Source organism: Candidatus Electronema sp. TJ, from assembly GCF_048287355.1.
Classification (GTDB): Bacteria; Desulfobacterota; Desulfobulbia; order Desulfobulbales; family Desulfobulbaceae; genus Electronema.
In genome coordinates this window covers 12,892-25,344 of the sequence record NZ_JBLWEP010000015.1, presented here as the reverse complement: position 1 = coordinate 25,344, position 12,453 = coordinate 12,892, and the positions used below count along the sequence as shown (strand labels likewise).

Annotated in this window: 13 protein-coding genes; 4 read left to right on the top strand and 9 right to left on the bottom strand. The window is 58.1% G+C overall.

The features are described 5' to 3' along the window. Window positions 1–320: 320 nt before the first annotated feature. The gene (locus ACNKID_RS02295) at window positions 321–1,010 is read right to left on the bottom strand and encodes an arginine N-succinyltransferase (RefSeq protein WP_417911813.1); all 690 of its coding nucleotides are present in this window, start codon (window positions 1,008–1,010) and stop codon (window positions 321–323) included. Between the two features lie 74 nt (window positions 1,011–1,084). Between ACNKID_RS02295 and ACNKID_RS02290 the strand changes: the two genes are divergently transcribed. Beyond that, a complete protein-coding gene (locus ACNKID_RS02290) occupies window positions 1,085–1,864 on the top strand; it encodes an NERD domain-containing protein (RefSeq protein ID WP_417911812.1) in 780 nt (259 codons plus the stop codon). On the opposite strand, the gene ACNKID_RS02285 is transcribed toward ACNKID_RS02290, so the two are convergent. The 8 genes from ACNKID_RS02285 to argJ form a co-directional block, all read right to left on the bottom strand. Then, complete coding sequence (locus ACNKID_RS02285) at window positions 1,861–2,247, bottom strand: PilZ domain-containing protein (RefSeq protein ID WP_417911811.1); 387 nt, start codon at window positions 2,245–2,247, stop codon at window positions 1,861–1,863. The genes ACNKID_RS02290 and ACNKID_RS02285 overlap by 4 nt on opposite strands. 63 nt (window positions 2,248–2,310) lie before the next feature. Then, a complete protein-coding gene (locus tag ACNKID_RS02280) occupies window positions 2,311–3,333 on the bottom strand; it encodes an ABC transporter permease (protein ID WP_417911810.1) in 1,023 nt (340 codons plus the stop codon). 3 nt (window positions 3,334–3,336) lie between these two features. After that, a complete protein-coding gene (locus tag ACNKID_RS02275) occupies window positions 3,337–4,380 on the bottom strand; it encodes a microcin C ABC transporter permease YejB (protein ID WP_417911809.1) in 1,044 nt (347 codons plus the stop codon). Between the two features lie 9 nt (window positions 4,381–4,389). After that, the gene (locus tag ACNKID_RS02270) at window positions 4,390–4,677 is read right to left on the bottom strand and encodes a DUF4177 domain-containing protein (RefSeq protein ID WP_417911808.1); all 288 of its coding nucleotides are present in this window, start codon (window positions 4,675–4,677) and stop codon (window positions 4,390–4,392) included. A 10-nt stretch (window positions 4,678–4,687) separates the two neighbouring features. Next, a complete protein-coding gene (locus ACNKID_RS02265; protein ID WP_417911807.1) occupies window positions 4,688–6,100 on the bottom strand; it encodes an MORN repeat-containing protein in 1,413 nt (470 codons plus the stop codon). A 112-nt stretch (window positions 6,101–6,212) separates the two neighbouring features. Further along, a complete protein-coding gene (locus tag ACNKID_RS02260) occupies window positions 6,213–6,842 on the bottom strand; it encodes a hypothetical protein (RefSeq protein ID WP_417911806.1) in 630 nt (209 codons plus the stop codon). A gap of 4 nt (window positions 6,843–6,846) precedes the next feature. Then, window positions 6,847–7,569, bottom strand: a complete 723-nt coding sequence (locus ACNKID_RS02255; protein ID WP_417911805.1) for a DUF4388 domain-containing protein — start codon at window positions 7,567–7,569, stop codon at window positions 6,847–6,849. Between the two features lie 12 nt (window positions 7,570–7,581). Continuing rightward, window positions 7,582–8,766, bottom strand: a complete 1,185-nt coding sequence (argJ, locus tag ACNKID_RS02250) for a bifunctional glutamate N-acetyltransferase/amino-acid acetyltransferase ArgJ (RefSeq protein ID WP_417911804.1) — start codon at window positions 8,764–8,766, stop codon at window positions 7,582–7,584. An 819-nt stretch (window positions 8,767–9,585) separates the two neighbouring features. Between argJ and ppk2 the strand changes: the two genes are divergently transcribed. The 3 genes from ppk2 to ACNKID_RS02235 form a co-directional block, all read left to right on the top strand. Then, on the top strand, window positions 9,586–10,509 hold the full coding sequence (gene ppk2 / locus ACNKID_RS02245) for a polyphosphate kinase 2 (RefSeq protein ID WP_417911803.1): 924 nt from the start codon (window positions 9,586–9,588) through the stop codon (window positions 10,507–10,509). A 24-nt stretch (window positions 10,510–10,533) separates the two neighbouring features. Further along, window positions 10,534–11,082: a CvpA family protein gene (locus ACNKID_RS02240; protein ID WP_417911802.1), complete on the top strand. Its 549-nt coding sequence runs from the start codon at window positions 10,534–10,536 to the stop codon at window positions 11,080–11,082. A gap of 14 nt (window positions 11,083–11,096) precedes the next feature. After that, window positions 11,097–12,453, top strand: a 1,357-nt coding sequence (locus ACNKID_RS02235; protein WP_417911801.1) for a Gfo/Idh/MocA family oxidoreductase, incomplete at its 3' end; no start/stop codon positions are given.

Sequence of the window (12,453 nt, the reverse complement as noted above, 5' to 3'; positions counted from 1 at the left end):
GCCGGAAAGAAGTCCGGCTTGGCCAAACTGCTTTCCGGCTGAGCAGCAAAGGAGTCTGGCCGACTTCAACACCTTTCTTAGTCGGCTAAACCTCTTTGCTGCCCGGCAAGACTTCTTTGTTGCTTGGCCAAACTCCTCTTCTGCCGAGCGCGGCTCTTTGCTGAGTCGGCAGAATTGCTCTTTTGCCAAGCCGAACTGGTTTGCAGGCCGGCAAGAAAGGAACAGCAGCCAACGGTTGCAAACACTGCCGCACGGTTCACTCTCTGCTGCAACCTGCTTGTTGATTTCTGCAAGAGGTCTGACGAAACAGGCTGCGTGCCTTATTCCCGCAGCCTGAGCGAAATCTTGTCGTCCTGCACGCTGATGCTCTCCAATCCTGCGCCTAAGCTCTGCCAGAAGCCGGGCTGGCCGTTGAACTCCTGCATAAGGTCGATGTTTTTCAAGCCGCCCAGCCAAGCGTTAGGCAGCGGCACACCCATCAGCGAAACCCCTTTCAGTATGACGACAGGCCGCCCATCGCGGTACGACAGCTCTGCCCCAGCCCGCAGACGCAGAGTTTTGCCGCCCATGACCGGAAAATCAGGATCGAGCGGCAGCAGCAGACGCAGGCTGATCAAATTTTCAGAGAAATCTACAGCCAGCTTGTCGGCCAGATCAGTGTTTTTTGCCAGCAGGCTGTTGATCTCCCGCTCGCTGAAGCTGATCTCGCGGCTGGCTCCGTCCTCAGAATACCGTTCAGGCCGGAGCCGCCCGTCCTCCTCAAAATCCCCCTGCGGCGGGCTGCCGCCGGACGAAACGGAAAACGCCTCCAGCCGTTCCAGTTTTTCCTCCAACTGCTGTTTCTCCTGCTCATCCAGCGTCACTGGTTTGAACGGTTGAGGAAAAATCCAGATTTTCACGGCCAAAGCCGCACCTGCCGCAGTGAGCAGCATCACGCCGACCGCGACAGCCAATACCTGTTTGAGGGTGAAACCTGTTTTTGGTCTCGGCGCAGGGAGCGGGGCGTTCATGGGCATCCTCCGTTTGTTTTGGCATACAGGGCAGGATACTGCCGGAGCAGGAAAACCGCAACACAAACCACAGCATGACCGCCGCTCTTCTCCAATTCGCTGTCGGGCTGATCAAAGTCTTCTGGCTGCTGCTGCCCGCTGTCCTGCTGGTCAGGCTGTTCCGCTCCCGCAAGTTCAAAGGCTGGCTCGGTGAACGGCGGGTGCATTCCGCCCTGCAAAGGCAGTTCGTCGGGCCGCCAGACTGCTGGCTGTTCAGCAACCTTCTGCTGCCGACCAAGGACGGCAGCACCCAGCTTGACCATGTGCTGATCTCGCCGCAGGGTGTTTTTGTCATTGAGACCAAAAACATGCAAGGGATGATCTCCGGCAGCGCACAGGACAGGGACTGGACGCAGGAAATCGACGGACGAAGGCGCAGCTTCCAGAATCCCTTGCGGCAGAATTACAAACACACAAAAACGCTGCATGAACTGCTTGGCATTCCTGAGCAGCAGATTTTTTCAGTGGCAGTCTTTGTCGGCAGCTGTTCTTTCAGGGCTCCGATGCCGGACAATGTGGTTGATCTCGAAGGGCTGACCGCCTTCATCAACACCCGGAACAAGCGGCTGTTCAGCGCGGCGCAGACGGAGATCATCGCCAAGGCGGTGCAGGCTGTCCGACTGAAGGACAGTTTCCGCAACCGGCGCAGGCATGTCCAGCATGTGCGGGCTATCGCCACAGCCCGCCCGCTGTCTTGCCCGCTCTGCGGCGGCGCGATGGTGCTGCGCAAGGCGAAAAAAGGCAAAACTGCGGGCCTGAGCTTCTGGGGCTGCGCGGCCTTTCCTGACTGCGCAGGCACAAGAAACGTGGACTAAGCCGCCTGCATGCAGGCATCGACAAAAGAGCGCAGGCTTGTCTCCTGCTCCTCCGACAAGTTGCCGAATGCTGCGCCGACGAGGACGTGGTCAAGGTGCTCGTTGTCCATGACCCAGATCACTTGCATGGGCACATCGGCAAAGGCCAGCAGACCGGGCAGACCGCTGATGCAGTGGAGCAGGATTTTCCGCCCGCAGCAGATTCCATCCAGCAGGCTGCGTTCAACAGAAATTTGAATGCCGCCCTCGCTCATGTTGAGAATGGCTGAGGGCACAGCTTCTTCTGGCTCCTCGTAGTCAAAAGGAGAGATAAGCGCGGCGATTTTTTTCGGATCTTTGAAGATGATCCGGTGATGCCGCCGTTTTTCAGACTGAGTTGTCATAGTAGCTTCTCAGGTTCCAACTGAATATTGGAGAACACGGCGCACATTCTGTTCTGCGCGGGTTCACTGTTTGCGCGGGTCAAAGGCTTCCCGCAGGGCCTCGCCAATAAAAATCAACAAAATCAATGTGCCGACCAGCACGATGAAGGTTGAGAGGGAAAGCCACCACGCCTCAATGTTCGCCTTGCCTTGGGCCAGCAGCTCGCCGAGGCTGGGGGTGTCCGGCGGCACGCCAAGACCAAGGAAATCGAGGCTGGTCAGGGCCAGAATTGCCCCGGACATGCGGAAGGGCAGAAAGGTGATCACCGGGGTCATGCTGTTCGGCAGCAGGTGGCGGCGCATGATGGTCAGATTGCTCACACCAAGGGCCTTGGCCGCTTTGACGTAATCGAGGGTGCGGCCTTTGAGAAACTCGGCCCGCACATAATCGGCCAAGCCCATCCAGCCGAAAAGCGAGAGCAGAATCAGCAAGAGCAGGACGCTGGGCTTGAAGATTGAGGCGAAGATGATCAGCAGGTACAGCTCCGGCATCGCACTCCAGATTTCGATAAAGCGCTGAAAAATTAGGTCAGTGCGCCCGCCGAAATAACCCTGCACCGCCCCGGCGATGATGCCGCTCAGTGTGCCGATCAAGGTCAGGGCAAACCCGAAGAGCACTGAAAGCCGGAAGCCGTAGATCAGGCGGGCCAGCACATCGCGGCCCCGGTCGTCAGTGCCGAGCAAATGCGTCTCGCTCGGCGGCGCGGGCATGGCCTCACCCAGATCAAGGTTTATTGAGGTGCTGCTGTGCGGATTGAGCGGGAAAAAAACTTTGTTTCCCGGCGCGTTCAGTTTTTCCAAAAGATACGGGTCGCGGTAGTCAGCCTCGGTCTCAAAATCGCCGCCGAACGCGGTCTCCGGGTAGCTTTTGAAGAGCGGAAAATACCACTGCCCTTCGTAGTGAATAAGGAAGGGTTTGTCGTTGCTGAAGACCTCGGCGAAGAGCGAGAGGACAAAAAGCAGGCTGAACAGGATCAGGCTGTAGAAGCCGCGCCGGTTCTTCTTGAAATTCTGCCTTCGCCGCCGAGACAGGGACTGTTTTTGCATCGCCTACTCCAGCTTGGCAAAGCTGATCCTTGGATCCACCCAGACATAGCTCAGGTCGGAGAGCAGCCGGGAGATCAGGCCGAGGACAGTGAAGAAATAGAGAGTGCCCAGAACCACTGGGTAGTCACGGTTCAGCACCGACTCATAGGCTAAAAGGCCCATGCCGTCCAAAGAAAAGATGGTCTCGATCAGCAGGCTGCCAGTAAAAAAGGCGGTGATGAAGGAGCCGGGAAAACCGGTGATGATCGGGATGATGGCGTTGCGGAAGACATGGCCGTAGAGCACTTGGCTTTCGCTCAACCCTTTGGCGCGGGCGGTGAGCACGTACTGCTTGCGGATTTCCTCCAGAAAGGAGTTCTTCGTCAGCAGGGTCATCACCGCCAAGCTGCCCACAGCGGAGGCTGTGATTGGCAGCACCATGTGCCAGAGATAATCGAGTATTTTGCCGACCGTGCTCAACTCTTTCCAGTTGTCCGAGACCAAACCGCGCAGAGGGAAAATATTCCAGAAACTGCCGCCGCCAAAAAGGACAATCAGCGCGAGGCCAAGAACAAAGCCGGGGACAGCGTAGCCGACCAGAATGATTGTGCTGGTGGCCACATCAAAACGGGAGCCGTCCCGCACCGCCTTGCGGATGCCGAGCGGAATGCAGACCGAATAGACAATCAGAAAAGACCAGAGGCCAAGGGACATTGAAACCGGCAGCTTGGAGATGACTAATTCAGCCACGCCTTTCTGATGATAGTACGACTGACCGAAGTCAAAGAGCAAATACGAGGCCATCATGCTGAAAAAACGCTGCACCGGCGGCTTGTCAAAGCCGTAGAGCTTGCGGAGCTGCTCGATGCGCTGCGGATCAAGGCCCTGTTTGCCCTGATAGATGCTGCCTCCGCCGCTGACCGCCTCGCTGCCGTGCCGCTCCAGCTGAGCGACCATTTTCTCCACCGGCCCGCCAGGAACAAACTGGGTGATGGCGAATGTAATCAGCATGATCCCGAACAAAGTCGGAATCATAAGCAGGATGCGCTTGAGGATGTAGGCGGTCATCAGCCCGGCTCAGAATATCCTGATGCTGCCAAGAGCACCGTCATCCGGAGCTTCCTCCGCTTCCACAGTTTCTGGTTCATCTTCCGCAGTCTCCGCCTGCTGGCTGCCGGGCGGCAGCTCCTTTTTGCAGAAAAACATCATCCCCTCCGGGGTCAGACTTGCCGTCACCAGCTCCCAGCCCCGTCGGCCTTCCTCGTTGAGGACAGCCTCAGTCTCGTCCTCGTCAATGTATTTCTCGCCCAGCAGCCCGTCCTTCTGAAACTCCACAAGAAGGGTTTTGTATTGCCATTGCGCCACAGCCGTTGTCCTATTGCTTGATCAGTTCGTCGTTTTTGAAAATACCCTTGACTGTCCGCCCGCCCGGATAGGTGATGCTTCCTTCGCCGTTCCGCTTGCCCGCCTTGAACATGCCTTTGTAGACGCTGCCGTCCGTGTCGGTCAAGCTGCCGTGGCCATTAGGCAAATCATGAGCGAACTCGCCGGTGTATTTTTTGCCGTTCTTGTAGGCCAGTGTGCCCTGCCCGGCAAAATAGCCGCCGGAGAATTGGCCGACATATTTGCTGCCATCCGGGAAAATATAAGAACCTTTGCCTTCAAACACGCCTTTGGCAAAATCACCCTCGTAGGAGGAGCCGTCCTGATAGGTCAGGAGACCGTGCCCCTCGCGCTCGCCCTGGTGGAACGAACCGGTGTACTGCCTGCCATCGGCAAAAACATAGGTGCCTTTGCCATGGAATTTGCCCCCGACAAAATCGCCTTCATAGACCTCGCCGTCCGGCAGCTGGAGCGTGCCCCAGCCATGCGTCCTGCCGTTCTTGAACTCGCCCTGATAGGAAGAGCCGTCTGGCAGCTGGACGTTAGTTTGACCGTTGAAGAGCCTCTTGCCGTCTGCCTCATGGAGGATGCCGCTGATAAAAACGGATTGAGCACCGGAGACAGCCGCCGCCGGAGGAGGAACTTGCATTTCCGCCGATAGAGGTTGAGCCGACGGGACTGCCTCAGGCAGACTGTGCTCCACCGCCTTCAGCGGGGTGATATTGATGGCTGGCACAGTATCAAGTTTTGCCTTGCCGCCGCTGATCAACTTGCCTTGGCGGAATTCCCCTTCGGCCACTTTGCCATCGGCGGTGCGCAGCTTGCCCTTGCCCTCATATTGGTCGTTGTGAAAAAAACCTTCATAGCGGCTGCTGTCCGGCAGCTGAAGCACACCGTAGCCCTCGCGGGCTTGGCCGTCGAAACCGCCTTTGTAGACGCTGCCGTCTGGATAGCGGCGGAGCAGCTCGCCGACCGGCTTGCCCTGCTCGAACTGGCCTTCATAAAAGCCGCCGTCCGGCAGGCTCATTTTGCCTTGGCCATGCGGAAGGCCGTCACGGAAGCTGCCTGCGTATTTCCGCCCGTCCGGCCACGTCAGCACACCTTGGCCGTGAAAACGGCCCATGATGAAATCGCCGACATAGCGGCGGCCATCCGCCTCGGTCAGGCCGCCGCGCCCGTTGATCACTCCGCTTTCAAACTCGCCTTGATAAACGCGTCCGTCCGGGCTTTTCAGATGCCCCTTGCCATGATAGCGGCCTTTGACGAACTCGCCGACATAGCGCAGTCCATCCGGCATGGTTAGCGTGCCCCGGCCCCAAAGGAAACCGTGTTTGAACTCCCCATCGTAAAGCCTGCCGTCTTCGCCCTCCAGCTTGCCGCTGCCGTTACGGCAGTCCCCGGACAAACAGGATGCAGCTGCGCAGGGCATTGGCAGAAGAAGAAGAAGAGCAGCGGTCAGAAGCCTGGCGGTGCGCATTGGAAACAGGAACGCGAACGGAAAAAGTTGCAGCGGGCTGTCAAATAATTTTCTCAATCTTGGCAACAAAATCCTGCGCAGCCTCCGGGTCTCCGATCTCCTCCGTCAGCATATTGGTCAGTTCAGCCATTCGGGAAGGCACCGCCGGACCGTTCTGCCGCCAGCGGTCAATATAATCCTGCATGACCATTCCTGCAACAGGACCGATGGCTCCGGCCAGTGCCTGCTCAATCCGGCAGAGCATGGCTTGCAGCTGGGCAGGAAACAGCTCCGGCTCTGGCATGGTCTCCGGCGCAGCCTGATTTTCCTCGGCTGGAGCAGCGGCAGGGATAATCGGCGCGCTGCCCATCTTCATCGTCAGCCGCAGGACAGCATCAGCCACTGCCGGGCAGTCTGCTTCCGGGCTGCACAGGGCCAGCAGCGCCGAGCCGACCTGAAAGGGCAGACCGATCACCACATAGCGGTCAAAGAAGAATTTGGCGGTTCTGATGTCAATACCGCTCATCGCCCCAAGCTGAAACAGACGGAGCAGATGCGTTCCTGCCGCCTGCTGGAGGCCATCGGCCAGCTTTTCGCGGGTGCCGCCGCACAGCACGCCGTCTTTCTTGTCGAAAATGCAGACCCCTCTCACGCCCGGCAAAGCAGAAATCTGGTCAATGAGATGCTGCATGACCTCACCCGCTGACCTTTTTCGGCGGACGGAGAGCGGCGCGGATTCGGTCTGTCACGGCCTGCGTTGCAGCTTGACCGTCCAAAAGCAAGGTGACAACCAGTCCGATGCCGGGCAGAATCAGCAGCAGCTCTCCTGTGCCTAAGACCAGTTGAATGCTCTGCGGCCCTTTGACCTCGCAGCCGAGGTGTTGCCGCATCTGCAGGCTGCTCATCACGGCGTAGGTGATGAAGTTGCAGAGCTGGCGGTTGTCAGACGAGCGGGCGATCATTTTACCCTTCTGGTTGAGCAAGTAATAGTGCCTGACCGCAGGGAGTTCCATAATTGCCGCAATCAGCCGCCGCAGCAGCGGATGCTCCTTCACTGTCTCGGCGATGGCTGCCTCGCCGCCGGGAAGGGGCAGGCCGGAGGAACAGCAGCTTTCCGCCGCCGGGCCGTGCAAGAGGATGCGGGCCAAAGGCTGGGTGATGCGCTCCATCCGGTCTTCCGGCGCAATGATCCGGAAGGCGGGTGCCTCCATCGCCAGAAGGCGGCGCACTGCCGCTATGCCCGCTTCGCCTTCGCAGGCCGCGTCAATCAGCCGCCCTTCTTTGAAAAAGAAGCAGCCGCTTTTTCCCCCGGACGTGACCGTGAGCGTGCAGCTGTTGCGCTCATGCTCCAGCAGCTGGAGGAACGAGGGCAGGGACACTCCCGGAAAGTTCTGGTCAGCTTGGCCCGGGTTGATCATGCGGCGGGGCGCTCAGGAACGGTAGTTGGCGTTGATCTTGACGTAGTCGCAGCTCAGGTCGCAGGTCAGCATCTCGATTGAGGCCGCGCCTGCGCCGAGGCCGACGGTGACTGTGAATTCCTTGTTCTTCAATACTTGGGTGGCGGCTGCCTCCGCCTCTTTGCCAAGGCCGAAGCCGTATTCCACCAAGAGCGCATCATCAAAGGCGATGGCCACCCGCTCCGGCTGGAATTTAGCCCCGGAGCGACCCAAGGCGGCGATGATCCGGCCCCAGTTCGCATCTTCGCCGAAAAAAGCGGTTTTCACCAAAGGCGAATTGGCGATGGTGCGGGCGGCGTTGACTGCGTCCTCCTGCGTCGCCGCGCCTTCAATGCGGATTGTCACTAATTTGGTTGCGCCCTCGCCATCGCGGACGATCTGCCGCGCAAGGTCTTTAAAGATACCGTGCAAAGCCGCAGTGAAAAGGGCGAGCTGCTCCGGGCGGCTCTCGTCAATCAGCGGATTGCCTGCCGCGCCGTTGGCCAAGCAGAGCACGGTGTCGTTGGTCGAGGTGTCGCCGTCCACGGTGATCCGGTTGAAGGACAGATCGGCCCCGCTGCTGACCGCTTGTTGCAATGCAGGCTGGTCGATGTTCGCGTCGGTGATGGCGAAGCAGAGCATGGTCGCCATGTTCGGCATGATCATCCCTGCCCCTTTGGCGCAGGCGAGCAGATTGACCTCCGCGCCGTCAATGCTGATTGTGGCCGAAGCGATCTTTGGCACGGTGTCCGTGGTCATGATCGCCCGTGCCAATTCGTCAAAGCCATCCTCAGACAGGCTGTCCGCCAGTTTTGGCATGGCTGCGGCAAAGGGGGTGAGATCAAGCTGTGCGCCGATCACGCCGGTGGAGGCCACCTGCACCAGCTCCTCGTCAATTTTCAAGGCATGGGCCGCCAGCGCACCCACGGAGCGGGCCATGCGCATTCCTTCCTCGCCGGTGCAGGCATTGGCGTTGCCGCTGTTGACAACAATCGCCTGCGCCTTGCCGGCGCGCAGCCGCTCCATGCCTAAGAGCACCGGCGCGGCCTTGACCACGCTGCGGGTGAAAACCGCTCCAACTGCCGCCGGAATATGAGAATACAGCAGGCCAAGATCCAGCCTGTCTTTGTAACGAATGCCAGCCTGCACCGCAGCGGCATAAAATCCTTTAACCTTCATGCAACACCTAAATTTTTCTATTTTTTCTGCCTGCGCTCACAAGATGCGCTCATCTTAGCACAACGCGGCAGTTCTGTACAGAGTGTTATAGCTAAAGCGGTGTAAAATGACTGCAGCTGGAGCAGCATAACATGTTTCTCCTGCAAGCTTTGCGCCGCAGGGGCAGGCCCCTGCCCCGATGTCTGAAACAGGCGGCATGTCTTTCACCATATTAAATAAAAGGGATCCCTTTTGACATGCAAAATGGTGCCATTTTGACTCTCAAAAGGGATCCCTTTTGATTCCCAAAATGGGTGGCTTTTGATTCCCAAAATGGGTGGCTTTTGATTCCCAAAATGGGTGGCTTTTGATTCCCAAAAGGCAGGCCTTTTGATTCGCAAAAGGCCTGCCTTTTTGATTCGCAAAACAAACGGCATGTGTCACGCATGTATTGCCGGAGCAGCATGACATGGTTCTCCTGTAGCCTTTGCGCCGCAGGGGCAGGCTCCTGCGCCTGCCCTCCTCATTCCAGGGCGGACACAGGGGGCTGCCCCTGCGGGATGGACAATCTGGCGCAGGGCAAGGGAATCATTTTATGATGCTCCAGCTGTAGCATCCGCCTTGACCGCAAAATTTACCGAAGGAACTGTTTCGCTCCGGCGGCAGATATGCTACAATTCTGCCAAATGTTTTTTTTATAGGAGTTGCGCAGTTGGTTTTGCAGCCAGTTGATTCTTATGGAGCCGGCGACTTATGCGGCAGGGATCAATCTGCTGCAATAATTAAACTTCTGTTTTCAGGTGCGTAACTCCTGTTTCTCTCAAACACGGGAGTCTGTTTATGACAGCTGATGAGAAAAAAATCGAGAAAGCCGACAAAGACAAGGATAAAACGAGCGAGCCAGTGCGCCTCCATGAAGGAACTGCGGCTAAAAATATCAAGAAGAAGGAGAAAAAAGACCGCCGCGCCGTCTGGATAGACGAAGAAACGCTGGAATATGAGACCGAGCTGAAGACCCTCCAGATTGAACTGATGAAGCTCCAGCTCCACATCAAGGCTGTCGGCATGAGAGTGCTGGCGATTTTTGAGGGCCGCGACGCGGCGGGCAAAGGCGGAACCATCAAGCGGATCAATGAATTCCTCAATCCGCGCACCACCCGCGTGGTCGCCCTGTCCAAGCCCAGCGACACCGAAGTGACGCAGTGGTATTTCCAGCGCTATGTCTCGCACCTGCCTGCGGCGGGCGAGCTGGTGCTCTTTGACCGTTCGTGGTACAACCGGGCGATGGTTGAGCCGGTGATGGGCTTCTGCACCGATGAGCAGCACAAGCGTTTTCTGAAAGATGTGCCGCTGTTCGAGCAAATGCTGGTCAAAGACGGCATGATCCTCTTCAAATTCTACTTCTCCGTTTCCAAAGAGGAGCAGGCCCGCCGTTTTGAGGCGAGAAAGACCGATCTGCTCAAGCAGTACAAGCTCTCGCCGATAGACAACCTTGCCCAGCAGCACTGGGATCAGTACAGCGTCAAAAAATTCCAGATGCTGAATGAGTCGAACCGCAGCCTCAGCCCGTGGACGATCATCCGCTCGGACAACAAAAAGAAGGCGCGGCTCAACTGCATGAAACACATATTGGCCCATATAGACTACCCGGAAAAAATTGCGGCGGAACAGCTGCAAACCGACCCGGAGATTGTCATTTCCGGCATTGACGAGATTCAGCACATGGAAGAGCATCTCTTCAAGCCGGTGCTGCTCCGGGGCTGAGCAACTTACAGCGGGAGAACGCCGGTGATCAGCTTCAGCGTCATTTTTTGGATTTTCATCCTGATCTTCGCCTTGGTCGGCTCGCTGCGCGGCTGGAGCAAGGAGCTGCTGGTGATGTTCAGCATCATCTTGGCCCTGTTCATCATTCAGGTCATCCAGAGCTATGTCCATCCTGTCTCCCGAATGCTGGCCTCCAGCGACTCGTCAGGGCAATTTTGCCTGTGGTCAATACTGCTCACCGCCTTCGCCCTTGCCGGGTATCATATCCCTGGCGTGCACAAGCTGGCCGGGGCAAAACTGAACACTCCCCGCGACCGCCTGCAAGACTGGCTGCTTGGATCAATCCTCGGTGCCTGCAACGGCTATCTGCTGGTGGGCACCATCTGGCACTACCTGCACACGGCGGGCTATCCTTTCTCAGCCACGCACATGGCCGCGCCCAAGCCGGGCACGCCCGCAGGCGAGGCGGCCCTGAAGCTCATCGCCTGGCTGCCGCCCAACTGGCTGGGCGTGCCGGAGATTTACTTCGCTGTGGCCATCGCCTTCACGATCATCGTCATCGTTTTCATCTGACCAAAACAGACAGCATGTTCGCCAAGCATATCGCCGTGATCGGCACCGGCTACTGGGGTAAAAATCTTGTCCGCAATTTTTATAATCTCGGCGCGCTGCGCACGGTCTGCGACATCAGCCAAGAGGTTGTGCGCAGATTCAACGAGCTGTATCCGGGCACCGTCGGGGCGCAGTCTTTCAGCGAGGTGCTGGCGGACAGCGAGGTGCAGGGTGTGGCCTTGGCCACTCCGGCAGTCTCACATGCGCTGCTGGCGCGGGAGGCATTGCTGGCTGGCAAGGATGTGTATGTTGAAAAGCCGCTCTGCCTGAGCGAGGAGGAGGGCGCGGAGCTGATCGCGCTGGCCGAAGAGCAGGGCCGCATTCTCATGGTCGGCCATCTGCTCTGGTATCATCCGGCAGTGCTGAAGCTGAAGGAGCTGATTGACGCGGGCGGGCTGGGCCGCATCCAGTACATCTACTCCAACCGGCTCAACCTGGGCAAGCTGCGGCGGGAGGAGAATGTCCTCTGGTCGTTCGCGCCGCATGATATTTCCGTTATCCTTGGCCTGCTCGGCGAAATGCCAGAATCCATCCAAACCCAAGGCGGCAACTACCTCCACCGCAAGATTGCAGACACCACCGTCAGCCTGCTCAACTTCGCCAGCGGCGTGCGGGCGCATATCTTCGTCTCTTGGCTGCATCCCTTCAAGGAGCAGAAATTAGTGGTGGTTGGTGATAAGAAGATGGCGGTCTTTGACGACACCGCGCCGTGGCCGGACAAGCTTCTGCTCTATCCGCATTCGGTGGAGTGGGCGGGCAACATTCCGGTGGCGCGCAAGGCCGAGGCGGACCGTGTGTCTTTGACCGAAGGGGAGCCTCTGCGGGCCGAATGCCAGGCCTTCCTTGACGCGATGGCCAGCCGCAAACCGCCGTACACCGACGGCAAAGAAGGGTTGAATGTGCTTAAGGTGCTCAACCGCTGTCAGCAGGCCTTGGAAAGCGGGGCGACAGTGGCGGTCGAACAGGCGGAGGAGAAAAACTGGCAGGCCCATCCCAGCGCGATTATTGACAAGGCCGCTGTCATCGGTCATGGCACAAAAATTTGGCATTTCAGCCACATCTTGGCCGGATCAGAAATCGGCCCGGAATGCAGCATCGGCCAGAACGTGGTCATCGGCCCGAAAGCGAAAGTCGGCAAGGGCTGCAAGATTCAGAACAACGTCTCGGTCTATGAGGGCGTGACGCTGGAGGATTATGTCTTCTGCGGGCCGTCCATGGTCTTCACCAATGTCTATAATCCGCGCTGCGAGTTCCCGCGCAAGAACGAGTACCGCCAGACTTTGATCAAGCAAGGCGCGACGCTGGGCGCGAACTGCACCGTGGTCTGCGGCA